The 25302-nt window shown below is 55.3% G+C and carries 19 protein-coding genes; 7 read left to right on the top strand and 12 right to left on the bottom strand.

The annotated features are described in order from the left end of the window. Positions 1-133 precede the first annotated feature (133 nt). From mreD to DMG62_01250, 4 genes are all read right to left on the bottom strand, one after another. Entirely contained in the window at positions 134-652 is a 519-nt protein-coding gene (gene mreD / locus DMG62_01265; protein PYY24754.1) for a rod shape-determining protein MreD, read from the bottom strand. Next, on the bottom strand, positions 652-1884 hold the full coding sequence (gene mreC / locus DMG62_01260; GenBank protein PYY24753.1) for a rod shape-determining protein MreC: 1233 nt from the start codon (positions 1882-1884) through the stop codon (positions 652-654). Before mreC ends, mreD begins: the two co-directional genes overlap by 1 nt. Positions 1885-2117: 233 nt before the next feature. Beyond that, complete coding sequence (locus tag DMG62_01255; GenBank protein PYY24752.1) at positions 2118-3182, bottom strand: rod shape-determining protein; 1065 nt, start codon at positions 3180-3182, stop codon at positions 2118-2120. A gap of 160 nt (positions 3183-3342) precedes the next feature. After that, entirely contained in the window at positions 3343-4542 is a 1200-nt protein-coding gene (locus DMG62_01250; GenBank protein ID PYY24751.1) for a hypothetical protein, read from the bottom strand. A gap of 460 nt (positions 4543-5002) precedes the next feature. Between DMG62_01250 and DMG62_01245 the strand changes: the two genes are divergently transcribed. From DMG62_01245 to DMG62_01235, 3 genes are all read left to right on the top strand, one after another. After that, positions 5003-6496 carry an aldehyde dehydrogenase gene (locus DMG62_01245; protein ID PYY24750.1) on the top strand — a complete coding sequence of 498 codons (1494 nt, stop codon included), beginning with the start codon at positions 5003-5005 and terminating at the stop codon, positions 6494-6496. A 180-nt stretch (positions 6497-6676) separates the two neighbouring features. After that, positions 6677-7792, top strand: a complete 1116-nt coding sequence (ald, locus tag DMG62_01240) for an alanine dehydrogenase (protein PYY24749.1) — start codon at positions 6677-6679, stop codon at positions 7790-7792. Between the two features lie 405 nt (positions 7793-8197). Next, complete coding sequence (locus DMG62_01235; protein PYY24748.1) at positions 8198-10414, top strand: nitrogen regulation protein NtrY; 2217 nt, start codon at positions 8198-8200, stop codon at positions 10412-10414. Positions 10415-10460: 46 nt separating this feature from the next. Here DMG62_01235 and DMG62_01230 read toward each other — a convergent pair whose 3' ends face one another. Continuing rightward, positions 10461-11681 carry a DUF763 domain-containing protein gene (locus tag DMG62_01230; protein PYY24747.1) on the bottom strand — a complete coding sequence of 407 codons (1221 nt, stop codon included), beginning with the start codon at positions 11679-11681 and terminating at the stop codon, positions 10461-10463. Between the two features lie 27 nt (positions 11682-11708). On the opposite strand from DMG62_01230, the gene DMG62_01225 reads away from it, so the two are divergent. Both DMG62_01225 and DMG62_01220 read left to right on the top strand, forming a co-directional pair. Continuing rightward, positions 11709-12026: a hypothetical protein gene (locus tag DMG62_01225; GenBank protein ID PYY24746.1), complete on the top strand. Its 318-nt coding sequence runs from the start codon at positions 11709-11711 to the stop codon at positions 12024-12026. Positions 12027-12174: 148 nt separating this feature from the next. Continuing rightward, positions 12175-12447, top strand: a complete 273-nt coding sequence (locus DMG62_01220) for a hypothetical protein (protein PYY24745.1) — start codon at positions 12175-12177, stop codon at positions 12445-12447. Between the two features lie 282 nt (positions 12448-12729). Here DMG62_01220 and DMG62_01215 read toward each other — a convergent pair whose 3' ends face one another. Then, positions 12730-13092, bottom strand: a complete 363-nt coding sequence (locus tag DMG62_01215) for a hypothetical protein (GenBank protein PYY24744.1) — start codon at positions 13090-13092, stop codon at positions 12730-12732. Positions 13093-13756: 664 nt separating this feature from the next. Between DMG62_01215 and DMG62_01210 the strand changes: the two genes are divergently transcribed. Beyond that, positions 13757-13996: a hypothetical protein gene (locus DMG62_01210; GenBank protein PYY24743.1), complete on the top strand. Its 240-nt coding sequence runs from the start codon at positions 13757-13759 to the stop codon at positions 13994-13996. Positions 13997-14298: 302 nt separating this feature from the next. Here DMG62_01210 and DMG62_01205 read toward each other — a convergent pair whose 3' ends face one another. Both DMG62_01205 and DMG62_01200 read right to left on the bottom strand, forming a co-directional pair. Further along, positions 14299-14715, bottom strand: coding sequence for a secondary thiamine-phosphate synthase enzyme (locus tag DMG62_01205; GenBank protein ID PYY24841.1), 417 nt, complete (start codon positions 14713-14715; stop codon positions 14299-14301). A gap of 398 nt (positions 14716-15113) precedes the next feature. Beyond that, positions 15114-16034 carry a M23 family peptidase gene (locus DMG62_01200; GenBank protein ID PYY24840.1) on the bottom strand — a complete coding sequence of 307 codons (921 nt, stop codon included), beginning with the start codon at positions 16032-16034 and terminating at the stop codon, positions 15114-15116. A 572-nt stretch (positions 16035-16606) separates the two neighbouring features. Here DMG62_01200 and thiL point away from each other — a divergent pair. Continuing rightward, entirely contained in the window at positions 16607-17527 is a 921-nt protein-coding gene (gene thiL, locus DMG62_01195; protein PYY24839.1) for a thiamine-phosphate kinase, read from the top strand. 37 nt (positions 17528-17564) lie between these two features. Here the strand turns inward: thiL and DMG62_01190 are convergent, their stop codons facing one another. The 4 genes from DMG62_01190 to DMG62_01175 form a co-directional block, all read right to left on the bottom strand. Beyond that, complete coding sequence (locus DMG62_01190; GenBank protein PYY24742.1) at positions 17565-18074, bottom strand: GNAT family N-acetyltransferase; 510 nt, start codon at positions 18072-18074, stop codon at positions 17565-17567. Between the two features lie 108 nt (positions 18075-18182). Beyond that, positions 18183-19301 (bottom strand): PIN domain nuclease, encoded by a 1119-nt coding sequence (locus DMG62_01185; protein PYY24741.1) that lies wholly within the window; start codon positions 19299-19301, stop codon positions 18183-18185. An 830-nt stretch (positions 19302-20131) separates the two neighbouring features. Then, positions 20132-21436 (bottom strand): hypothetical protein, encoded by a 1305-nt coding sequence (locus DMG62_01180; protein PYY24740.1) that lies wholly within the window; start codon positions 21434-21436, stop codon positions 20132-20134. Between the two features lie 188 nt (positions 21437-21624). Beyond that, on the bottom strand, positions 21625-25158 hold the full coding sequence (locus DMG62_01175) for a hypothetical protein (GenBank protein PYY24739.1): 3534 nt from the start codon (positions 25156-25158) through the stop codon (positions 21625-21627). Positions 25159-25302 lie beyond the last annotated feature (144 nt).

The raw sequence follows: 25302 nt of genomic DNA, 5'->3' as shown, positions 1-25302 counted from the left end.
TTCAACTTCAGTCGGGTGGGAAGCCGCAGAGCGAGTTCAATCTATTTTATCCAACTACTCGGTTTACGAGCCGCGCGAATGACACAAATCCCTACCTAATACGTTACGAACGGACTAATACGATGGCCCGAGATTAACGCTGCTTGGCGCGGTCCATGAGCGCAAACAGCGGCACGGCGACGATGGCATTTGCGAGCGCGGAACCCAGTTCGTGCAGCATGCGCCAATCGGCCGGTATGCCCAGCAGGTGCCGACTAACAATGAAGTAGATGCCATCATGCAGCAAGGTAAAACAGAACATCATCAGGAAGCGCGAACCGGGATTATCAACATCCACCTTCACGCCGATCGAGGAGGCGGCGTAGCCGGCGATCGTTTTCGAGATTCCGTAGATGCCAATAGGCAGATGCGTAAGTGCGTCCTGCACCAAGCCGATCGAACAACCGGTCAGCATCCCCGCCAGTTGATTACGCCGCGAAACCGCGAAGAAGATGGTCACGAGTAGGGGAAGATCGAATAGCTTTAGGAAGGAAACTCGGGACGAAACGTACGCTTGAAAAAAGATCGCGAGCAGGGGAATCCCAATCGTCGCGAGGGCGCTAAATCGGTGTACCTCGATCTGTTCGCGCGATGTGTACGTGAGCGTAGCCACTAATGAGGGTTCTCCTGCGGCTGCGTTGGATCAGTTGCAGATGCTGGTTTAGGTTTCTTCGGCTCCGAAGCTGCCGTATCAGTTCCATTTGCGGCTGGGGAGGCGTTTTGCTTTGCTTCTGCGGCGGTCTCTCCAGACTGGGCAACAGGACCGCTCGTCGGAGTTGTTGCAGGTTCGGAACCAAGATTCGCAGCAGGTTGCTTCTTCTTCGGTGTAGTGGGTGTCGAGGGAACTTCCGTGCCCGGCGACACGGGTTTCTTTGCGAAGAGAACGCTTGTTGTAGGCGGCTCACCCCCAGTTTTGTCAGGCGGCTTGGGAGTAATTGTTGGGAGTCGTTGGGCCAGAATGTCTGCTGCTCGGAGACCCGGTGGAGCCTGTTGCTGCGGCTGTCCCTTGTCAAGGATTTTTGTAATTACCAGAAGTTCTTCGACCTTATCCAGGTTCGCCGAAGGCTTTACCTTTACTTCGAGGAAGGGACCGCCGTCCGGATCTGGACCCGTGCTAAGGACTGTACCGATAGGCAGTCCACGAGGATAAATCTGATCACCACCAGAAGTTATAACTGGCTCACCCGGCTCAATCTTTTCGTCGGCCATGACATGCATGATCTCTGGAATGCCGGAGGAAGAACCGCGCAGGACGCCCCGCAGCCGAGAGCGCTCCAGCATTACACCCGCCCCAGCGGTCGCATCATTAATCTGAAGCACCTGCGCTGAGTGGTTGGAGACCCGCGTCACTTTACCCACGACTCCCTTAGGCGTGATGACAGCCATATCGACGCCAATGCCGTCTTCGGAACCTTTATTGATGTAGAGCACCCGCGAGCGGTCTGTGCCACTTGTGCCGATTACCTGAGCCGCCACCGTCTGCGAAATAAACTTTGTCTTGAATCCAAGCAGTGCTTGCAAGCGCCGCGCCTGTCCGGCATCTTCGATAAGGCTCACTTGTTCCAGTCGCAAGCGGTCAAGCTGCGCCTGCAGGTCTTCGTTTTGCTGCCGCACTCCGCGAAGGTCAACGTAGTTCTGCCACAAATTGTGCATCCCACTGCCAATGGAGGAGATTGCCTTCTCGCCGGGCACGAAGATATGTACGATCCAGACGCGTACCAGCGACATCGACTCCCCAGTAGCGGTTTCAGGACGGCGAACCTGAGTCGCCAGGACGATCACCTGCGCCATGAGCAGAAACAGCAGCACAGTGACGTTCCGGTATCTGGTAAAAAAGTTTTCCATGTAAAGGAATTATTTCACCAAGGAGACACAGAGAGACGGGAGAACAACAAAAAAGGCGCTTCGCCTCCCCAATCTCAGGTTTCGGCCAAGCAGACAGCAAGCTATGGCAAACCACCTTGCGCAACCATCTGGCTTTGCCGAACCACGAAACTGAAACCGAAACGCCGTTATTCCCTGTCGCTCGATCCTGAACCCGTTTCCCAGTGCCTGCGTGTCGCTGAAATCGGCTTTAACTACTCGATCGAAATCTTGCGCAGCAGCTTGAAGTCGCTGAGCATCTTGCCGGTTCCCAGCACAACGCTGGCGAGCGGATCATCCGCAATCGAAACCGGCAACCCGGTTTCCTCGCGAATACGCTTATCCAGGTTCTTGAGCAACGCGCCGCCCCCAGTGAGAACGATGCCGCGGTCGCTGATATCAGCGCTCAGTTCTGGCGGCGTACGTTCCAGGGCAACGCGGATTGCGTTCATGATCGTCGAAACGCACTCGCTAAGAGCTTCGCGGATTTCGCTGTCGTCGACTGTTGCCGTTTTGGGAACACCCTCGATCAGGTTGCGGCCTTTGATCTCCATGGTCAGCGGCTTATCCAGGGGGAAGGCCGAGCCGATTTCGATCTTGATCTGCTCGGCGGTGCGCTCGCCGATCAGCAAGTTATATTTTCGCTTCAGGTAATTCATGATGGCTTCATCCATCTGATTACCAGCCATGCGCACCGAACGCGAATACACGATGCCGGAAAGGGAAATCACCGCGATATCGGTAGTGCCTCCGCCAATATCGACCACCATGTTTCCGCTCGGTTCCGTAATGGGAAGGCCGGCTCCGATCGCCGCGACCATCGCCTGCTCCACCAGGTGAACTTCACTCGCCTTCGCGCGATATGCCGAATCCATGACTGCGCGCTTTTCCACCTGGGTGATCTCAGAAGGAACGCCGATGACGATGCGCGGATGCACCATCATCTTTCGGTTGTGCGCCTTCTGGATGAAGTAGTTCAGCATCTTCTCGGTGACCTTGAAGTCGGCGATTACGCCGTCTTTCATCGGCTTGATCGCCACGATGTTGCCGGGCGTGCGGCCCAGCATCTCCTTGGCTTCCTTGCCGACAGCCTCAACCTCACCGGTGTTCTTGTTGATGGCGACAATCGAGGGCTCGTTGACGACAATGCCTTTGCCTTTGGCATATACCAACGTATTGGCCGTGCCTAGATCGATGGCAAGGTCGCTCGAGAACATGCTGAACAGCGAGCGCATGTTATGCACGCGCGAGTTTTGTGAGCCAAAACCGTTTGACGACATGAATGAACTTCTTTCTATACTTTCGGTTGTTGCCGCTGTCTGGTTTTTTTGCCGGATCCATACGCGGTGCTGGATCCGGATCAGATTTCGCCGTCTGAATCGGTTAAGCGGACTACTGAAAATCAGCTTACGTTAGGTTTGTACCGGAGAGCCCTGGCCCTTACTGCACTACGATCTTCTTCGTTTGCGTGCTTACGCCACCCTTCGTATTTTGTGCCGTTACCGTGATCACGCTCTCGCCCACCGGGAGCGGAGGTGTGTAATACCGAAACGTTCCATCTCCGCCGACGACTGGAACTTCTTCGCCATTCACCATTACCCGCGCGCTCGGATCGGTCTTGCCGCGCACCTCAATGACGTGTCCGTGCTGCACCAGCGGATCTAATTCCAGAGCAAGCCCTGTATTTCCTGACTGAGCAATAATCGTGAACTTGTTGTGCTCGCTCTCGACCGATTCCTTGCCTTGAGCATCCATGGATTGCACAGTCCAGTAGTACGCGCCCTCCGCTAGTCCGCTCAGCTTGAACTGTGGCACATTCACTGTCTTATCCTGGACCAGCTGTGTAAAGTACGGGTTTCTGGATAACCGAAGGTGATATGCGCGCGTGTTTTGCATTGGCGTCCACGTGAAATCAACCTGGCTCGAGTCCTTCGCCGCGAATACCGGCAACATGTTCGCTGGAGTAATCAAAGTAGGAGGACCTACTTCCTTCACCCGTGTCATCTTAGGATCTTCCGCCTTGAACGAAACCCGTTCGTAGCTGCCGAGCTTTACAACTTCGCCGTTGCGCAGAACATTACCCGAACCTTGTTTCAGCAAGATCGTGTGATCATTCTTAAGATTGTCATTGTGCACTTGCGCCGAGCTTTCGGGTGAGATGCTCGCAGTGGCGCCGGCAACAATCACTCGAGAAGTGGATCCCTGTGAATAAGTAGCAGTAGCGAGATCAACCGTTCCGGTAGTCACCTGCACGGCAACTTGCGTCTGCTGAGCTTCATTGGTCGAGTTTTCCTCGATGACGATCAGTGATTCCTGCTGGATGGTGTAGTTGGTGCCGTCGGCGAAGACAACCTTCGCAATTCCTTCCGGCCCGGTCTGAACCACGTCACCCTTATTCAGAGGCATGTCGTAGCTCGCGTTTGCCCAAAAACTGCTGTTGTTTCTCTTTACGCGGACAGTGCCGTCAATGTTTGTGAAGTGAGCCTGCTGCTGGCCGGCTTCCTTAGCAAGCGCGCGAGTCGGAGAATCCAGATGCAACATGTCCACGACGTCAGCGACGAGAGCCTTGGTCTGCTGAGGAAAGAGGAAGTAGCTGACGGCGCTGACCAGAGCAACGAGAAGCAGAATCGTCAGCAACACACTGCGGTACGTGATCGTGATGTACCGGATGTAACTCCGCTCGTCTTTGGGTTTGGGGCACACTTTTGTTGCTTGACTTTTCGGGACGGATCAAAGCGAGAGTACCACAAGAAAAAAGGCCCTCAAAAGGGGCGAATCCCTTAATAGTCACCAAAGTTTCAACACAAAACCTTAAGTCGGAAGGGAGATGTACGAAGGTAATGGGAGATGGCTGTCGGCATCCTGCAATGGGCTTTCGGCCAGCCAACAGCATGACTCCGAGCTGTTCGTGAGCAGTGTAACCAGCACTGACTAGACTCTCGGTTGCGTTCCTCTTGGTCGATTTGGAATCGCTGTCGGTCGTCAGCCGCGTGATTTGTTTCGCATCATGCCAATTGGGAGAAAGCCGAACAGCCGAGCGCCGATAGCCGCTTCTGATACGATTAAGAGTTTTGCATTTCTTCCCAGGACTTCCAGCTAGATGGCCGCAAGAGTCTACAAGAACCTGATCGGAGGCGAGTGGCTTGAATCGCGCTCCGGACAAACATTCGAGAATCAAAACCCTGCTAATGTCAAAGATATTGTCGGCATTTTTCAAAGATCCAATAAAGACGATGTGAACGAAGCGGTTGCGGCCGCTGCGAAAGCTTTCGAGCGTTGGCGACTCACTCCCGCTCCTCGCCGTGGCGAGATCATCTATCGCTGTGCCCAGATTCTCCAGGAGCGAAAGGAAGACTGCGCGCGCGACATGACTCGCGAGATGGGAAAGGTTCTCAAAGAGACTCGCGGCGATGTTCAAGAAGCGATTGATACTGCTTTCTACATGGCCGGGGAAGGCCGCCGCCTCGACGGCCATACGGTTCCTTCCGAACTCCCCAACAAGTTTGCGATGGCAGTGCGTGTTCCTCTCGGAGTTGTCGGCATGATCACACCGTGGAATTTCCCAATGGCAATTCCTTCATGGAAGATCTTCCCTGCGATCATTTCGGGAAACACGTGCGTCATCAAACCTGCAGAGGACACGCCGCTCTCTACTTTGAATCTAGTCCGCGCTCTCATGGATGCGGGACTTCCGCCCGGCGTCGTGAACATTGTTAACGGCCATGGTCCCGAGGCGGGGGCGCCGCTGCTCGAGCATCCGGACGTACGTGCGATCTCCTTCACTGGATCGAGCGACGTCGGCCGCACTATTGGCCAGACCGCAGCCCGCCATTTCAAGCCGTGCTCGCTGGAGATGGGGGGCAAGAATGCGATCATCATTCTGAATGATGCAAATGTCGATCTCGCGATCGATGGCGCGCTCTGGGGCGGATTTGGTACCACCGGTCAGCGCTGCACCGCCGCCAGCCGTGTAATCGTGCAAAAAGGTGTATACAACCAATTCACCGATAAGTTCGTAAGCCGCGCAAAAGCAATGAAAGTCGGCGCCGGCATCGACGAGCAAAACGACATGGGCCCGCAAATCAATCAGCAGCAAATCGAGACTACACAAAAGTACATTGAGATTGGCAAGAACGAAGGAGCAAAGCTGCTTGCTGGTGGGAATCGCATCACCTCGGGCGGTCTCGGCGATGGATATTTCTGGGAACCTACGATCTTCGGAGATGCTCACGGAAAAATGCAAGTTGCGCAGGAAGAGATCTTCGGTCCGGTTGTTTCGCTGATTCCAACCGACAGTCTCGAGCAAGCGGTCGAGATTTCGAACGGAGTTGCCTATGGCCTTTCATCCGCGGTGTACACACGCGATGTGAACAGAGCATTCAAAGCCATCCGTGACCTGCAGACTGGCATTACATACATCAACGCGCCAACGATTGGCGCAGAGGTGCACCTGCCATTCGGAGGCACGAAAGCTACCGGCAACGGACATCGCGAGGGTGGGATTGGCGCAATCGATTTCTACACACAATGGAAGGCGATCTACGTGGACTACTCTGACCGACTGCAGCGCGCCCAGATCGATACTGGGGAATGATTTGATGCACCACGGAGACACCGAGTCACAGACGAAATCAGAGATCAAACCACAAAGGACACTAAGGGACACGATGATGCAAGGCAGCTTGGCTTATTTCCTTCGTGGCCTTCATATTTAGCTTTTCCTCTTCTCCGTGACTCGGTGTCTCCGTGGTGAAAACGATTTTCGAGGCATACGATGATTATTGGCGTACCGAAGGAAGTAAAAGATCACGAAGCAAGAGTTGGGATTGTGCCCTCCGGAGTGAAAGCGCTTGTCGAGGCAGGCCATCGAGTTCTGGTCGAAACCAAAGCGGGCGAGCTTTCATCCATGCCCGACCGCGACTACAAACAGGCCGGGGCTGAGATCGCCGGGTCTGCGGCAGAAGTGTGGAACCGCGCCGAAATGGTGGTTAAGGTTAAAGAACCGATCGAGCAGGAAGTGCAATTCTTCCGCGATGGTTTGGTGCTCTTTACTTATCTTCACCTCGCTCCCATTCCGGATCTCACCGATCATCTACTTAAGAAGAAGGTGGTGGGCATTGCCTACGAGACGGTCACGGATCGGAACGGCACCTTGCCCCTGCTCACGCCAATGTCCGAGGTTGCTGGACGCATGTCGGTCCAAGTTGGCGCCAGCTATCTTGAGCATGAAAAGGGGGGACGAGGCATTCTGCTCGGGGGCGTTCCCGGAGTGGCACCGGCGAAGGTCACAATCATTGGCGGCGGCATCGTTGGTATTAATGCAGCCAAGATCGCTCTCGGAATGGGCGCCGATACCGCAATCATCGACATCAATCTGAACCGCCTGCGCGAGCTGGACGACATCTTCAACGGACAAGTACGTACACTGGCTTCGAACTCCTACACCATTGCGAAATCCTGCGCCGAAGCCGATCTCGTAATAGGGGGCGTGCTCATTCCCGGCGCCGCAGCTCCAAAGCTGGTCAGTCGGGAGATGGTCAGTCACATGAAGCGTGGGGCAGTCATTGTCGACGTCGCCATCGATCAGGGCGGCTGTATCGAAACAGCCAAACCGACAACCCACAGTAATCCCGCCTACACAGTGGATGGAGTGGTCCACTACTGCGTAACCAACATGCCCGGCGCAGTACCACACACTTCGACGCTGGCGCTTACGAACGCAACTTTCCCTTACGTGCTAAAGCTCGCGAACCATGGCGCGCAAGCGGCAATCAAGACTGATCCGGGAATCCGCGAAGGCGTAAACACCTTCCAGGGATATCTCACGTACTCGGCCGTGGCGGAGTCGCAGCGCAAGCCGTTCAAGGCGGTAAAAGACTTGGTTGCATAGATTCGTGGAGACGCGGCATGCTGCAGGCTTGTCCACATTAGGGTTTTTCACGTCGCCAATCTGACAGGCCGCTCCCCATCAGACTCAGGAGCAAAGTTGCGTCTCTACCGAGGCGCCAAGGTGAAGACTAGGATGCCGTCCTAGACGTGCGTTGGTGAACAGAGAGCCTTGGAAGGGCGGCATCCTTCTTGTTGGCGAAGCCAATGCCGTCACCTCCGGCACTTCGGTCTTTCCTTTTTTCGACCCAACACTTTCTCATACCGTCGCTCCGCGAATCTGGGGCTAATGACTCGTGATTCAAATCTGCGTTTTTCCGACCCAAACAGAGCGCAGCATGCGCCTCCTATGCTGTCGAAGTGACTGTCGTACGCGCCTTCCCAGCCGTCCTATAATTTCTTCAGCACCGTGCCTGCAAGCAACTCCAAGCCAGTCGAGCGCAAGGCCCTCATCATCGGTCTTGGCATCGCTATCGTTCTTCTCTTTTTTGTATTGGTCTCGCAGCAGGCTTTTAATCTGACTTTTCTCAGCCCGGGCGGCGTACAGCAAACTGTCCTCCTGACAGCACTCTCCGCGCTCGTGTTCCTGCTCTTCGTTGCGCTCACGTTCGTGCTGCTCCGAAACTTGCTCAAGCTGCTGGCAGAGCGCCGTATCGGCGTGCTGGGTTCGAAGTTCCGCACAAAGATGGTCTTCGGCGCGCTGCTGATGTCGTTCACGCCGGCGCTCTTTATGTTCCTGTTTACGTACCTGCTGACGAATCGATCTATCGATCGCTGGTTCTCGCGTCCGGTCCAAAATCTCCGTGAAGGTTCGGAGCAGGTTGCGACGCTCTTACTCGGGTATGCAAAGGACAATGCTCAAGCAGAAGCACAAACGCTGGCCAACAACGCTCGAATACAGCGATCGTTCGATTCCGGAGACTTTGCGCTGGCAAATGCTGTGCTAAGCGAATACCGGCCTGCGTTGCAGGGCGGTTTTGCCTTCGCGTTGCGTGGACACGCTCCAGTGGCATCCATCAATTCGCCAGCAGGATGGCAGCAAATTGGCGGATCGATGATCGAAGCGCTCGGTGCGCACCGCCGTTTCAGCTGGGGCAATCTTGCGTATGCGCTTGGCGAAAGCGATGTCGGAAGAAATGGCTTAATCATCGTGGCTATTCCGCTGCCGACGAACTTTGACGCCACTATGCTGCGAATCGCCGAGAGCCAACGTAATTATCAGGAACTCGCAACCGCAGGTAAGGCAGTGCGTCGGGCATATATTCTGCTGCTCCTCCTGATCACCGCCCTTGTACTCTTTGCGGCTACATGGCTGTCGCTGTTCATTTCGAAACTTGTTACGCGACCGGTGGCTGCGCTCGCTGAGGCTACTCAAGAACTCTCGCAGGGACACTTCTCCTATCGTGTGGCCGTGGCTGCTGCAGACGAGCTCGGTGAATTGGTGGCCTCATTCAATCGCATGGCTGCCGACCTAGAAGAAAGCCGGACAAAGATCGAGCACTCCTCACGCGAACTGGAACGTGCGAATGCCAACATTGAACATCGCCGACGCCAGACCGAAATCATCCTGGAGAATATTCCCACAGGCGTGTTGTCTTTGGACGGAGCCGGAAGAGTCGCCCACGCGAATCCCGCGTTCGTTCGACTCCTTAAATTCAGAGACGAATCCACAGCAACGACCTCCGCCGAAAATTTTGAAGGCGCTTCTCTGCGCGATATCTTCGGCCCCGAAATCTCCGCGCAGATGATTCATCTAATGCGCAAGGCCGACCGCATGGGTACAACCACAAGCCAGTTTGAGCTCAAATCGGGCGCGGGAGTACTCAATGTCGCCATTACAGTGGCATCGATGCGCATCGACCGACAGAGGCTCGGCTATGTTCTTGTCTTTGAAGATTTCACGGAACTGTTGCGCGCGCAAAAGCAGGCAGCCTGGCGTGAGGTCGCCCGCCGCGTTGCACACGAAATTAAGAACCCGCTCACTCCAATCGCACTCTCAGCCGACCGCATTCGTCGCCATTTGGAACGCGGCACTGCGCCGGATGAGAATTCGATCGCAGTGATGCACGGCTGCGCCGGAACCATCGCGAATGCGGTCGAAACCGTTCGTCAGCTCGTAGATGAATTCTCCACGCTCGCGCGTTTTCCTACTGCACAACCTCGACCCAGCGAGATCAATGCGATTATTGAAAGCGCTTTGCAACTGTTCAGCGGACGCCTCGACGGAATCACAATTCAGACACACCTCGCGCCTGATCTGCCGGTAGTACTCGCCGATCCTGACGCGATGAAGCGAGCAATCGCGAATCTCATCGACAACGCCGCCGAGGCGCTGCAGGAGTCCATGGTGCGAGAGATTTATATCTCCACATTGCTCGTTGAAAGTCGCGATTCGGTAGAGATTGTGATCGCCGATACCGGCCACGGAATCACCGACGACATGAAGGAACGCCTATTCCTGCCGTACGTATCGACGAAGAAACGCGGCACGGGCCTCGGACTCTCTATCGTCAGCCGCATCATGCAGGAGCACAACGGCTCAATTCGTATCGAAGAGAATCAGCCTGTTGGAGCTCGTTTCATTTTGGAACTCCCGCTTGCCGTGGAAGCGACCGCAATAGGCTAGAACCGGTCGGCATCGGTCGGAGTCGTCGCGGCATACCAATCCGTTCTTATCTGCCGTTTTTCCGAAACAAAGACATTTGCCTGCCCTCGGCCTGGCGGCTTTGATCATCGAAGACTGTGCGTCCGCCAATCGATTTTGAAATTCTCTTCTCGTGAGCAACGACCTCGGGCAGATCTGCTTCAGGCTGTAATTGAGATTCAATTCGGCGCACGAATGCATCCAGACGCTTGAAACCGTCCATCTTGTCAGGATCGCCCAGCTTGGCTGCCTGCAGTCCGCGGCGGAGCACCGCAATCGACTCGTCGTAGGTTTTGAGTGGCACCGGAAATGGATGCCCGTCCTTGCCACCGTGCGCGAAGGAGAAGCGCGCAGGATCGGAGAAGCGGCTTGGAGCGCCGTGCACCACCTCGCCTACCAGCACGAGTGATTGCAAGGTACGCGGCCCGAGCTTCTCCAACAAAAGCAGCGATGCGAAATCCTGGAACTCTCTTTCATAAGCGAGAGCGAGCACCGCGCCAAGACGCCTCAAGTCCACATCAGAAGCCCGAACATTATGGTGGCGCGGTAGCGAAAGCTTGCGCACTGTATCGAGTGTTGTCTCGGGACGCTCCCGTATGATTGAGAGCAGAGCGGATTGCGCCGGCGCCGCCTGCGCGTCCACCAAGTTCATGATCACGCCCTGATGTTCGCCGATAATTGCGGTATGTGGCTCGGAGACAAAATCGCGCACTGAAGCCGAATGCCAGTGATAACGCCGCGCCATACCAGTACGGTCGTTCATGCCCTGCTGCACAACCGCCCACTCACCGCGATTGCTCAAGATGAAAGAGTGAAGATAAAGCTGGAAACCATCGGCGATGGCGTTGTTATCCACCCGCGCCGTGAGCCGGCTGGCGCGGACGAGACGGCCACCGTCCAAGCCAGTGTCATCGGCGATTGCCCGCAACTCATCGGGAGTCCTGCGCGAATGCCGTCCGCGCCCACCGCAAATGTAGATTCCCAACTCCGTCGAGCGCGGATTGATGCCTCGCTTCAAAGCGCCCAGCACAGAGGTCGTGATCCCCGACGAGTGCCAGTCCATTCCCATCACGCAGCCGAGAGCCTGGAACCAAAACGGATCGCTCAACCGCGACAACAGCTCGGCAGTCCCATGATGGTAAAGAACACTCTCGACGATGGCCGTTCCGAGCGTAGTCATGCGCTCAGCAAGCCACTGAGGCACACGTCCGCCATGCAGAGGGAGATCGGCAACTCCGGAGCGTTTCACTATGAATTAGGGTACAGGGGATGAGGGATGGGGAACAGGAAAGATGCAGAACCCGTTACCAGAGCAATCTTCTCGGATAGTTGCGACAATTCATTCACTTATATCAGGCAGCCAATTCATCTTACGTTCGCCACGATGAGGAGCTCCAACGGCAAACCCGGGTTAAGTTTTGCCGTGGGTTGCGTTTTTGCGATCGGCACCTTTCCGTTCTGCCGGATCTTTAGGAACGCAGTTGTTGCGGGTATTCTTCGCCAGGAACCTCAATCGAGTTGGGCAAATTTCCTGGCGGTGCTACTGGCCATCTGCATTGGCATCGCGTCGCTCGCTCAGCGTTTCTGCTTATGAGCGGAGACTCCTCTATTTGAGTTTCGAAAGTTGTCAATGATCCCAAATTGGGGCAAACAGGATAATCATCACCTATCATGGTTGCATGAGCGGCACGGGTGCCAGACCCTACAAAGACCTCCGCAGGAGCACACGAGTACCAATTCGCGTGCGCATTGAGGTTCAATCCACGGGACTCTCCTGCGATGGAGAAACCATCGTTGTGAACCTGCATGGAGCTCTGGTGAAGACCTCCAGCCAACTGGAGCTTGGAGCCGGAATTAACGTACACGTCCAACTCACGGGCAAGGCTGCAGCGGCGCGAGTTGTCTTTGCCAGCCGCCAGAGCGCTCTGGAGGTCGGCATCGCACTCGATCACCCCCAGAATATTTGGGGCGTCTCTCTGCCACCGGCCGACTGGACAGAAGAAGGCGAGCGATAATGCACGGTTAGTCACCGGGCGCCACCTTCGGGATTCATGCGATTTAGAAGAAGCAAGAGCAGAGCGGAATTCACTGAGTCTACAGCTTCCGCTTCTTTCGCCTTTCCAAACTCCACGTCCCCCAGAACCAGCCAGCAACCAACAGCACACCAGTCAGTAAAACAGGATTTGCCATTCTCATAAAAAGTTCAGGAGTGTGTATCGTGCGATTGTGGTTCTCACTTCAGGGTTGCTCCACGTTGATATTTAGTCGAGGGTTCTACCGCTTGACTCGGGTACTCTTCACGCCACTTCCTTTTGCGCTCCGGTCGGCAGCCACGGAATCGACTTTGACGCCCACACACTTGAGGGGTATTGCGCGCGAAGATCCTCTGCAACTCTGCCGAGAACGGTGTGGTCATTGGTCGCTTTGTAATGCGCTACTGCCCGCCAATACATCGCCCCGGGAGCGGAATGGGTTTCCCCCAAGCCCGTGATCACATCGTTGTACCAGCGTTCCGCATCGGCGTATTGCTTGTGCACGAACGCGATACGGCCGAGACCGCTCTCGAGAGCAGCAAGAAAGTCGTCATGCGGCAAATAGCCTTCTATACGGACTCGTTCTTTGCCCTCGCGGTCGAATAGCAGCACACTCGGGGTCCACACCGCGTCAAAACGGTGGAACCATGCTGGATGTTCCTTGATATGAGCCTTTACAGGAATGAAGTTCTGGTGGATAAACTCGGCGGTCCTTTGTTCATCATATGACTCGGCATCCAGCCGAGTACAGGCGCCTCACGCTGGCGCCGCACTAAAGTCGATCAGAATGGACCGGTTCTTCTCATGGGCGGCAGCTAATGCCTGATCAACATCTGTACTCCAATTCACACTCATATTCTCCTCCTGCTCTGCACTGAATCTTGGTTCATATTTTATTCCGAAACCAGAATGGCACCCGTGATCGTCACGGAGAAGGACCGATCGCCATTCTGCTTTGCTCGTTAAGAGGAAAAAGGGCACCAAGAGTGCCGCATTTTGCGGCAACTCGCACGAGAGTAGCAGGGCGGATTGCGTTGGAGACTGTCGCCCTGAAGAGATTTAAAGGGCGTGTAAGGGGCTTGGACTTCTTCCTAAATCTTCGCGTAAAGCCGGACTGTATAAGCAGCTACCGCTGAAATAACCTGGGATCCTCGGTTACCCAAGCGTCACCGGCCCGGGAACGATCCTGCGAAAAGTTACGCCATGTGGAAAGCGTCATCGAAAGCTTTTGAAGGGGAGCATCCTAATTCGCAAGTAGATTGTAAAGATATTCATCCAGGAGAGAAGTAACATGGCGAAGAAACGAATCGATGCGGCTGTGCCGGAAAGTCAGTCATTGCTGCGGGTAACCAAGCAAGCTGAAGGAGTGATTCCCCTATTGGCTCAACCGTCGCCTGACTTGCAACAGAACATTCGGGAGCTGGCGTATCGGCTGTATGAGGAGCGGGGTCGTGAGGACGGCAGAGCCGAAGAAGATTGGATCCAGGCGGAATCCATCATGTTTAACAGGAAAGAAAAGCTGGCCGCATAAAGCACTCCACTGTAGTCTCACGCCGGATCTGCCCGAGGCATAGGGGCGTCTGCAAGTGAACGCCAATAACTAAGAGATAAGTACAGGCCGTAGGCTCACGTTCCAAGACCATGCAAAAACGAAGGTCCGGCCTGTCTGAGAGGCAGCCAGCTGGTCCGCACAATCAGCGTCTTCGTTTTCCACGGGCTGAATTGACGCCAAAGCAGGATTGGTCCAAAAATCGCGTGCATTTCTGGCCTTCATTTCCTCTCGTAGTGACTCTGCGTTTGTTTTTCCAGGAACCGAATAGATGCTCTCCGCGATTATTCGCCCATAATGGTAACCACAAGGGTCCGCTTCCTTTCGCGCACGTCGCATTCAAGGTGGAAGATCTGTTGCCATGTGCCGAGCATCAGCTTGCCGCCTGCTATGGGTAGTGTCAACGACGGACCCAGCAGAGTGGCTTGCAAATGCGAGTGGCCGTTACCGTCGTGCCATGCCTGTTCATGTCCGTAATTGCGACTCGGCGGAATCAGCTTGTTCAGAATCGCCGGCAAGTCCTTCTCCAGTCCCGGCTCAAATTCAATCGTCCCTACGGCGGCGGTACTGCCAACATTGAAGATATTGACGACACCCGTTTTGATGTTCGAATGCGCGACTGCTGCGGCGACATCCTCGGTCAGATCGTGCATGTGTCCCTGGCCGGAGGTGGAGATAGTGAGTTGATGTTGAGAAATCATAGGAGACACAGAGCAGGTTACAAGGGCAAGGAAAGATCACAAACCTCAGTCTGCTTGTCATCTTTATCCTTGCATTTCTCGATATTCCTAAGAGAGAACGGATTAGTTCCACACGATGCTTGTGCTCTGGGCGGTAATTCAAGTCAAGATACGTGGAAGGAGAATCCCAATGGTGCGTTCGTGAATTGGCATCCAGAGGTTTCCTGCGAGTCTTTTGCGGGTGATACCACGAAGTAAATCGGAGCGGAATGGGCTGCACCTGGAAGGGGAGCCTCTCGGGATGGGAATGGAGTGAAAGGACGGAGGGGACCCTTCAGTTCGCCCCATCCTGGGGTATCTCTCAAAATAATAGAAGAGTTGCGATTGAGCGCTGTGAAGCTGACGGCTCGAATTCTGAATTACATTCCGGTCATCACGCCGGTCCCGCTGCGCGCCCATACTGTGCGCAAATACTTATGGGGATTCACCGGGGTGTCCTGGATGCGGACTTCATAGTGAAGGTGCGCGCCCGTGCTGCGTCCGCTGGATCCTACATAGCCGACCACATCTCCGCGATGGACTGTTTCTCCTTCGGCGGCTGCGTATCCAGACATGTGTCCGAAGAGAGTTGTGATTCCGTGGCCGTGATCGAGGATGATCGTTCTTCCATAGCCGGTGATGTAGGTAGCGGCTCTGACCCTGCCATCGGCTGGTGCGATGATGGGCGTTCCAAACGGCGTCGAAATATCTACACCGGTATGGAAGGCGCCTTCACCGTTGAACGGATCAATGCGTTCGCCAAACGATCCGGTCACAATGCCTTCAACCGGCCACAACGACGGAGCTGCTGCCAGGCGCTCCCAGTCACTCGTGCTTAGCGTGCCAATGTGTCCGTAGCTGGCCGAGATTCCTGCACCGGCAACTCCGGACATTGCGGTGTTCTTCAAAATCGATAATTGATCGATCGAATAATTGACCTGTTGCGTTTTGATCTCTTCAGGAACGGCTGTCTTGAAGTCGGTCTCAGTTTTCAGGCCATATAAGGCGGAAACTTCGCTGGCGAGCGATCCGAGCGACGCAACCTGGACGTCCTTCTCCTTGGCCACCTGCTCCAGCTTGTTGTAATTGGCGCTGAGGGCGTCCTTCTCAACCTTGAGCTGATTGAATCGCGCCACCTTTACCAGCATGCGGGTGTAAGAACCGGCCATGCCGGTGATAGTGAGCATGCCGATAAGCGCGCCGGCGATAAACATGTATAGGTAATGCAGAGGGATAGGCATTTTCACGAGTTCGCCGTCGGCGTCTCGCGCGACAAACATGATGTAGTAGCGCTTCCGCATTACCACTCCAAAGACCGGATTTTCTTCGAGCTGCCCTTTTTTCTTACTGCTCAGAGGAGTCACCCTGGTTGGGGATCAAGCGCCTCTGCCGGTTGTCTTGACGATAGTGAGCTTTTAGTTTGCGGGGGGTTTAATGCCTCCCCGAACTCAACGTGCCAGACCAACCATCGGGCCTGCGGCCAGAGATATTTCTAAATGCAACGGCACGTTAACAAAGCAGCTTCTCTGGTGTCAAACACTAAAGTGAGGTTACTTGAGTAACCTTATTTGTTTTCAGCAAGTTATAAATTAAGGCTTTACTCGGAAGAGATCGAAATGCTAGGCCTCGACACTTTGCAGGATTACTGGCGAAAGGACTGCTTAAGACTTTAAGGGTAGGAGCTGCGCGCAAAATCGACGGAACTCAGACCCACTATGGCTTGCGTTTGGCAGTATGCTGATGAATTCTGGTTAGTCGGATTGCTTAGCTTTGTGCTTCGTAATTTCGGCTCTCAGCCATCGTCGCCTTGATCCCTGAACGCCAACTTCTGAAGTGGTTCCGCAGCCTCAGGCAATCCAAGAATCCCGAAGTGATGCTGGGAATTGGTGACGACTGCGCTGTACTGAGCCTTCCTCCGGGGCAGGAAACGCTGGTCACAACCGACTTCAGCATTGAAGGGATTCATTTTCGCCGCGATTGGCAGTCGCCCGAGTCTATCGGGCATCGCTGTCTGGCGCGCGGGCTGAGCGACATCGCTGCCATGGGAGGCACGCCTGCCGCCGCATTCCTATCGCTCGCTTTGCCGGCGAGACTTTCCCCAGCTTGGCCTGATCGATTTCTTGAGGGACTCCTCGCTTTGGCCCGCACCCATCGAGTCGAACTTGCCGGCGGAGACACGGCGGAGTCGCCTGGCGGAGTGGTGGCAGACATCATAGTTGTCGGAAGGGTAAGGCGCGGACGGGCCCTCCTGCGCTGCGGCGCCAAGCCGCGCGATCTTATTTACGTAACCGGAGATCTGGGTGAATCCGCCGCCGTGCTGCACCTTCTTGGCTCGGGTAGGATCAAGAAGCGCGATGTCTTTTCTCAGCCAAGAGTTGCGGTAGGCGAATGGCTGGTCCGAAGAGGAGTTGGAACCTCAGCTATCGACATCAGCGATGGCTTCTCAACCGACCTGAGTCATCTCTGCGAGGAGAGTGGCGTCGGGGCAGCAATCGAATCGGACAAAATTCCGATCCATATGGAAGCCCGGAAGCTGTCGCGAAACGAGCGCGGAGGTGAGCAGGCCAGCCGCCTTTCTCTGCAACTCGCGCTACACGGCGGCGAAGACTACGAACTCCTGTTCACCGCGTCGAGGTCAAAGCACATCCCAGAACGGATCGCTGGAGTCAAGGTCACAAGAGTAGGCGAGGTTCTCCGCGAAAGGAAAATGTACTTGGTGCAGAATGGGAAGTGCGCAATCCTAATGCCGCGAGGCTGGGAACACTTCTCCGCCGCAAAAAAGTCTGCTCACTAAAACCCATCGAGCAGAGGCACGGCTTTATCATCGCTGCCTATTTGAGCGACTTTTCCAGCCAGGTGACATCCCAAAAGCGGCCGAGTTTGTGTCCTACTTCTGTAAAGGTTCCAATCTGACGGAAACCGAAACGCTGGTGCAATGCCATGGACGCGGGATTTGGCTGTGCGATTCCTGCCACCACGCGATGAACATCCTCTTTCCTGAGGAGGAGGAGCAGTTCAGTGTAAAGCTTTGTGCCAACACCCTTTCCGACCATATTGGGACTACAAGCGACGCTGATTTCTACGGTAGTTTCATAGGCCTGCTTAGGACGAAAGCGTCCGGTTGCAGCGTAGCCGAGGAGGCGCAAGTCTCTGTCTTCAGCGACCAGAATCCGATAGCGCTTCCCGTCGGAGTGTTCGTTAAACCACCCTATGCTCTGCTCGGGGGTAAACCTCCGGAGGTCGAAGGTGATGTGCGTGGTTTCGATGTAGTGATTCTGAATTTCGGTCAGGCGCGGCAAGTCGTCCAGTGTGGCAAGTCGCACGTTAATGGAGCGATCCATATTCGCAGCTGATTATTCACTACCAGCTTCGAGCTTCCACTCCAGAAAACAGAATTCTCGCCTAACCTGAAACCGCATGGAGCACAGCAAAGTCTCTACTGTTCCAGGTTATTCCTGGGGTTCGACCGTTGCACCGCTGGGGACTATGGGCTGGGGACGGGTTGGCGTACGCGTGTCGACACGTGGGCCGTTGGCCGCTTGCTGTACTGGCGGGCCATTCTCATGGCGCGGATGGTAGGCCGCGCGTTCATCGAATTTGCCAAAGATCATTTTTCCGGCGGTGGTCTGGAGCACTGAGGTGACCGCAATGTCTACATTCTTGCCGATCATCTTGCGCGCATTGTCAACCACAACCATAGTTCCGTCGTCGAGATAGGCAACACCTTGGTTGTATTCCTTGCCCTCTTTCAGGATGAACACGCGCATGGCTTCGCCGGGCAACACGATCGGCTTAAGCGAGTTCGCCAGCTCGTTGATATTCAGCACTTCCACGCCCTGGAGCTGCGCGACCTTATTGAGGTTGAAGTCGTTGGTGATGATCTTGGCTTCGTAGAGCTTGGCTAATTCGATGAGTTTTAGGTCTACTTCGCGGACCGAGGGAAAATCGTCTTCGACGATCTGCACGTTCATCGTGGCCATTTTTTGAATTCGCTGCAGGACGTCCAGCCCACGGCGCCCGCGATTGCGCTTCAGCGAGTCGGCTGAGTCAGCGACGAGCTGGAGTTCGCGCAAAACAAACTGCGGAATTACGACGATGCCGTCGAGGAAACCGGTCTCCGCGATATCGGCGATGCGGCCATCTATGATCACACTGGTATCGAGGATCTTGCAGCTACGCTTGCCCGTCTTTTCCGACCCGAAGATTCCACCAAGGGCAGCAAGGTTGAGCAGATCGCCTTTGTTGGCACCAACGATCAGCCCGACATAGGACATCAGTAGCATGACGAAGAGCTGGAGGAAGTGCTGGGTGCGCCCGGGCTCGATAGCGTCGCGCAGAACCAGGCTGAACAAGTAGGCGCCGAAGATTCCCAGAATGCTACCGATGACGGCGCCGATGAGGCGCTTGAGGCTGACAATCCGCAGGCGCGCCTCGAAAAGCACTACGCCAAAGCCGATGACTGCTCCGGCTCCGGCGGCTTCCCAGCTCTCAAGGGAGAACGGCCGCAACACGAAGCATGCGATCGCCACAACGAGAATGAAGACAGAACGTATGAATAAAAGGTCCACAAGGACCTCCCAATTAGCGTGAACTTCCCGGCACGCTCCGGTAAAACCATCTATCGACGAGCAGCTATGAACGTTCTAAGAAAGTGATCTATCGGGAGACCAGCGAATAGGAGAGAAGTCCCCCGCACCGCTAGCATGTGCTGAGAAGTATATACCCGTTGTTAAAGAGAGAATATCGCCGCAGTTGGTTCCCGAAGGGCTGCGACGTTCGAAGCAAGCGGACACTAGCGGCCCAAGAAGCCGATGCTCCTGCGAGAGGACTGCCGCGTCCCCTCAGACGGGTTTTCTCGGTTGGAACTCATTTCAAATTCCTGGGAAAAAGAAGTCCTTGTCTGGACTTCGGAGTCTTCATTTTGGATACACACACTCCCGCCCGGGGCGCGCGTCGGTCTTCACGCGTGTATCTTTGTGCGTCCAGCACCGCACCCTGCGAGTTAATGCCATCCTAAGTTCGACGCGCTAATTTTTGATTGCCTGATTGCAGAACTTGTTGCAGTGTGATGCTGGCGTTTTTAGCCCAACGCTGGGGTTGTCCACGATAAGAAGTTTATCGCCATTCGTCTTTGCGGGTGTGCCTTCCGCACTCGCGTCGAGCTCTCCTTAGCGGGAGAAAACGAGGGGCAGGTCTGACCCGAAATCTCGGGGGAGAATGGGTTGACTTGCCCTGGGTTTTTGCCTCCTTCGCGCTTCTCTGAGACTCTTCTGAGCCGGCTAGACGTCGGCCTGAGTACTGCGAATCTGTGCTCTAGACTTGAAACTCGTTCCTGCGACGAGCGCGCTGACTATGCTTCACTGTCTCTCCACTGGCAGCAGGAGCTCAAACATGAACATCAACGTGCCTTCTGAAGCATTTTTCCCAATTGTTTGTGCTTTTGCTCCGTAAGCCGCGCCCCCTCGGCGAAGGCCTTCCGGCTGCCTTCGCTATCGCCTTTGTGACTTAGAACATTGCCGAGAATGTTGTACGGTCCCGGGCTGGAGGGATCCAGGCGAATCGCTGACTGCAAAGCGTCTTGTGCGCCGTCGAGATCGCGCTTTTTATTCAATGCGGAGCCAAGCATCAAGTAAGCATCGGGATCGTTGCGATTGATTGCTACCGCCGCTTTCATCTCTTGAGCTGCGTGTTCGAAGTCTCCACTCTGCCAGTAGATGACTCCGAGTGTGTAGTGGCCCTCTTCCAAATTTGGATCGAGCTCCAGCGCCCGCTTCAGCTCGGCGCTGGCGGCGGCGAGTTGATCTTTTAGCTTTAATGTCACGCCGAGGTCATAGTGTGCGATTGCGGATTCGGGACTGCGGCCGATTACATTCCGAAATTGGGACTCTGCTGCTGAGAGATCCCCCTTCTGCAGATGGGCAAAGCCGATATTGATTCGCGCCATTGTGTTGGCAGGATCGGCGCGCAGGATTTGCTCGAACTGCTTGACGCCCTCTTCGGCGTGTCCGGTGTTCACCAGCATGAAACCGTAGTTGTTGCGGGCATCGAGATTCGCAGGATCGACTTTCACGGCGCGGCCATATGCTTCTACCGCGCCGGCATCGCTTCCAGTGTTCTGCAGGGCAACGCCAAGCTGATTCCAGACTTCGGCATTCGTAGTGTTCAGCGCGGTTGCGGCGCGCAAATGAACCAGGGCTTCGCGATAGTGGGCGGTATCGTTGAGCGCGCGTCCTAAGTAGAAGCGGTAATCGAAGTTCTTAGGAACGGCAGCGACTGCCGCTTGCAGTTCCGGGATTCCGCGGTTTGGATCTTGCTGCATTACATACGCGACCCCCAGATGGAAGTGCGCGGGAGCGAAGTGCTGATCGAATTTGAGAGCATGCAGAAAATGTGGAATCGCCTCCTCGCGCCGGTTTAAGACGGCAAGAAGGAATCCAATATGGTCCTGAATAAGGGCCGATTTGGGCTTGACTGCGGCGGCTTGCTGCCATGCGGCGAGAGCGCCTTCGGCGTTACCTTGTTTCTCGATCGCCAGTGCGTGGGATTCGAGTTGCTTGACTGGGGTTTGACCGCTGAGTGTTAATGCTGGAAAGGAAACAAGAAGGAGCAGAAGGGCGATCGTCAGCCAAGAAGACCCCATATTACGAGCTGTCATCCTGAGGCCCGATTTTGGCAGAAGGAGCTCCCGGAATGAATCAGACATCGTTGGTGCATCCTGGCTCTGTCACGACAATCTTCGCCAAAGAGCCGGGACGTTGCAACCGAGTGTGACACATCGCGGGAGATCCTTCGGCGAAAAACCACGCCTCAGGATTGACAGTTCATAAGAATGTATCGGTCGGTGGACGCAGCCCTGGGACGGGCTGCTCCACCTGCATTTAATTAGCTTGCCTAAAAGTCAACGCGCAAGCCGAACTGCCATCTTCGCATCTGGGCGAGGTTGCCGGTTGCGAGTCCGGTGATCTGTCCGGCGGTTTTGGCATCGACGTTGCCGTTGGGTTGGCCGAGGTTCACGTCGTTCAAGGCGTTGAACAGCTCGGCGCGGAATTGAGCATTCACTCTTTCGGTAATTCGCAGTCGTTTGCTGAGTGCAGCATCAACATTGAAGAAATGAGGACCCCAGAAAGAATTGAACCCTACATTTCCAAAAGTTCCAACTGCCGGACGCTGCCATGGGCCGCGCATACAGCCATTGAGGTTGAGGGCGTTTGTGGCGCTTGTGGTCGTGGCGCAGCCGTTGCCCGAAGTGCCTGAAGGCGTGACCACGAACCACGGGTTCTGTACGGGGCCTCCGCCGATCGAAGTTCCCGTTCCGGGATTGTCGATGTGCGCGGTCCCAACCAGATTAGGGCGACAAGGACCGGTATCTATGTCGTTGCCGCACTCGTTGTACGAGGGAGTAAACGGCATGCCAGAGCCCCACAACCACACTCCGGAGAGTTGCCATCCCCCTACGAGATAGTCCATCGGACCGGAAGCATCTTTAAAGAAGGTGCGTCCGCGCCCAAATGGGAGTTCATACACGTGATTGAAATTAATCACGTGGCGGCGCACGCCGGACTCGCGGCCGTAATCGATGCTCCGATCCCAGAAGAAGTAGTCGTTAGCGAACTCAAACGCGCTTGCCCACGTGTAATTTCCCTGAAAGCTAAACCCGTTAGCGAAGCGCTTTTCTCCGCGTAATTGCAGTCCGCTGTACTTCACTGTGGCATCGTCGGTATACGCATTGACCGACTGTGACCAGCCAAACTTCTGGAAATAGAACCTGCGCAGGTTGGTGTTTGTGGGTGGCAAGCCTGCGTTCAACTTCGGCTGATTAGTGTTGTAGTTGGTCCCACCAGGAGTTACATGCTCCTCTTTGTTGCCGACGTATGCAGCAGATACGACCAGAGTGGGTGTGAGTTGCCGTTCTATGGTCAGGTTCCAGGCATCGGTGGTGGGAATACGCATCGTATTATCGGAGTTCAGTGGGAGAATCTTGGCCGAGATGCCATTCGGCAGCAAATGATTCCCCGTAGGACCTAGTGGTGCCGCAGCCAAGATGGCGCCAGGACTGGTCGCAGCCGGCGGCCCCGTTGCCAATGTGAAGACCGGGGCGTACGGCTGCGTAGGGTTCAGCGACTGGCTCGCCAGCACTGGGAGATTTTGAGTGACATTATGGCCGAAGGAGACGCCAAACACGCCTACGTCATACGAGCGGCCGAATCCTGCCCGCACTACGGTCTTGGGAGAGAACTGGTATGCAACTCCAAGCCGAGGAGCGAAATGCTTATAGTCGGTATTAACGTTGCCGTTCAAGCCAACGCCATTTTGACCGGCAATAAGGATCTCGCCGGTGTTGGCATTTACAAACCCGCCGTTGCCCGCCGCATTCACGTATTGCGGAAAGTAGATGTCCCAGCGCACACCATAATTCACCGTCAGCTTGGGCGTGAGACGCCAAGTATCTTGAATGTAGGAGAACAACCGGTTTTGCCGCTCAGCAGCGTCCGTGGAGTTGCTCACGTAACGGGCGAATGACGCATTTCCCGAGTTGGCTGAGGTGCCACCTACGTCTCCGAGCAGGAACGACGCGAGCCCGAGACCCCCACCCGTAGGACCGGAAGTCGTGACTGCATCAAAGTTGATCTGGCCGGAACGATGGAAGTCGCTAGGCACGCGCAAGTTGAGGGCATGACGCACGTCGGCTCCGAACTTCAGGGAGTGGTTCCCAAATGTGTGCGTTACATTTCCAACCCATTGGAACTCGTTTTCCTGCTCGTTGAGCGGGCAGTTGCATTGGTTAATTTGCAGAGAATACCCGAACTTGAACGTGGGGCTTCCCAACTGATTGATGGTGATAGCGGGCATCCCGGAGGTATAAGAGTTATCGAGGTTCAATCCGGGTATTCCGGCATCTTTGGCGGGAGAGGTTCCAAGGCCGTCGGGATTCACGAATACTCGGTAGCGGAAGAATCCGAAGCGGAAATCAGCTACCCAGTTGTTGTTGATCAGGTACGTTGTTCCATAGGCCAAGCTCTGATTCCGCAGCGACGAGGCTCCTGCGAAATTCGGACTCGGGAATTGATCTCCTCCAGCCAGCGCTCCATAGGCTCCAGGCGCGCCTAGCGCCACTTGCAGAAAGCTGTAGCGCCCGAACATGTCCAGCTTCTGTCCCTGGTGCCGGTCCACACGCGCATCGAAGGAATTCGTGTTCACAATTCCGGTTCCATTAGCAACATAGTTCGTGGTTCCGCCCGCCGCTCCGGCGATGTTCGCCGGGGGAATAAATTTCAGCAACGCGACAGCTTGTGTTGAAAGCCGCGACGCGGGAATCACGTTTCCCGGAAATTGCGAACGAGCGGCGGGCGCCACGACCGCAGTGCCGCAATTCGGATTGCCAGCAGGGCAGGGATCGTAAATGTTGGCGCCCAAATCGCTGAGATCGCCGGCGCGCTCCGCGTCTGTGGGAACGGTCAATAACAGAGAGTTGCCGAGCTTCTGGCGCGTGCCTTCGTAATCTGCGAAGAAGAACATCTTGTCTTTCTGAATGGGGCCGCCAATAGAGCCGCCAAAATCGTTTCGCAGCGTGGCAGGAATGAATTGGTCCGTCGTGTTTGGCAGGGGCTTGGATTGTGTGAAGGGATCTTTCGCCTGGCCATGCTGGTCGCGCCGATAGTCAAACACTCCGCCGTGCAGCTGGTTGGTTCCAGACTTGGTCTGGGCAACGATCACCGCCTGGCTAGCCTGACCAAACTCTGCGTCGTAGGAGGTGGTGCTGATCTTCAGCTCGGAGAGGGCATCCGGCTTGGGTGTAATCACCGGTTCACCGAGGACAGACTCGCGGTTGTCTGTACCGTCAAGTTGGAATGAGATGCCACCCCAATAAGAGCCATTCACTTTGGGACGATAGACGTCCTGAGGCTGCTCGCTGGCCGCAGTAAGGCCGCCGGGCTGAATGCCCGGAACGAGAAAATATAAGCGGCTGACATCGCGATCATAGATCGGGATCTCCTGAACCGTCTTCTGATCGATCGTGTCGGAGACGTCGGACTTCTCAGTCTTGAGCAAGGCATCTTCCGCAGTGACGCTGACCACCTCGCCGACTTTACCGACGGTAAGTTGGGCGTTCACCGGCGCGACCTCGTCCACGCTCACGCGCACATTTCGCCGAACATAAGTTTCGAAACCGGGGGCCTCAACGCGCACGTCGTAGTTCCCGACAATGAGGTGAGACTGTGTATAGTTTCCCGAGTCGTTGGTGAGAGTGCTGTAGCTAAGCCCCTTGCCAGTATCGCTGATGGTGACCTTCGCGCCAGGAATCGAAGCGCCAGAAGGATCAGTTACGGTTCCAGCAACGCCGCCAAAGACCGCCTGCGCAAAACTCGCTAGAGGACACATCGCCATCATTGCGCCCAGGATTAATTTGTGAAGTAAGCTTTTCATCGGGAATCCCCCTCGATGTTCTTAGCGCCGCGAGAAAAGCCGGCCGCACGCACATCAGCTCACCGCCAGACAGTCTCTCGACAGGCTAAAAGTTTTAGCAACTGCTTGTCCGGGTGCTAAGGCGCATGCATAGTGCTCGCGAAT

The organism is Acidobacteriota bacterium (assembly GCA_003225175.1).
Classification (GTDB): domain Bacteria; phylum Acidobacteriota; class Terriglobia; order Terriglobales; family Acidobacteriaceae; genus Gp1-AA112.
This window is presented reverse-complemented; position numbering and strand designations above follow the sequence as displayed.

Excerpts from the sequence above, each read along its gene's own strand:
- mreC (PYY24753.1), bottom strand. The coding sequence starts at position 1,884 with ATGGAAAACTTTTTTACCAGATACCGGAACGTCACTGTGCTGCTGTTT.
- DMG62_01255 (PYY24752.1), bottom strand. The coding sequence starts at position 3,182 with ATGTCGTCAAACGGTTTTGGCTCACAAAACTCGCGCGTGCATAACATG.
- DMG62_01245 (PYY24750.1), top strand. The coding sequence starts at position 5,003 with ATGGCCGCAAGAGTCTACAAGAACCTGATCGGAGGCGAGTGGCTTGAA.
- ald (PYY24749.1), top strand. The coding sequence starts at position 6,677 with ATGATTATTGGCGTACCGAAGGAAGTAAAAGATCACGAAGCAAGAGTT.
- DMG62_01225 (PYY24746.1), top strand. The coding sequence starts at position 11,709 with ATGGGGAACAGGAAAGATGCAGAACCCGTTACCAGAGCAATCTTCTCG.
- DMG62_01210 (PYY24743.1), top strand. The coding sequence starts at position 13,757 with ATGGCGAAGAAACGAATCGATGCGGCTGTGCCGGAAAGTCAGTCATTG.
- DMG62_01205 (PYY24841.1), bottom strand. The coding sequence starts at position 14,715 with ATGATTTCTCAACATCAACTCACTATCTCCACCTCCGGCCAGGGACAC.
- DMG62_01200 (PYY24840.1), bottom strand. The coding sequence starts at position 16,034 with ATGCGGAAGCGCTACTACATCATGTTTGTCGCGCGAGACGCCGACGGC.
- thiL (PYY24839.1), top strand. The coding sequence starts at position 16,607 with ATGCTGGGAATTGGTGACGACTGCGCTGTACTGAGCCTTCCTCCGGGG.
- DMG62_01190 (PYY24742.1), bottom strand. The coding sequence starts at position 18,074 with ATGGATCGCTCCATTAACGTGCGACTTGCCACACTGGACGACTTGCCG.
- DMG62_01180 (PYY24740.1), bottom strand. The coding sequence starts at position 21,436 with ATGTCTGATTCATTCCGGGAGCTCCTTCTGCCAAAATCGGGCCTCAGG.
- DMG62_01175 (PYY24739.1), bottom strand. The coding sequence starts at position 25,158 with ATGAAAAGCTTACTTCACAAATTAATCCTGGGCGCAATGATGGCGATG.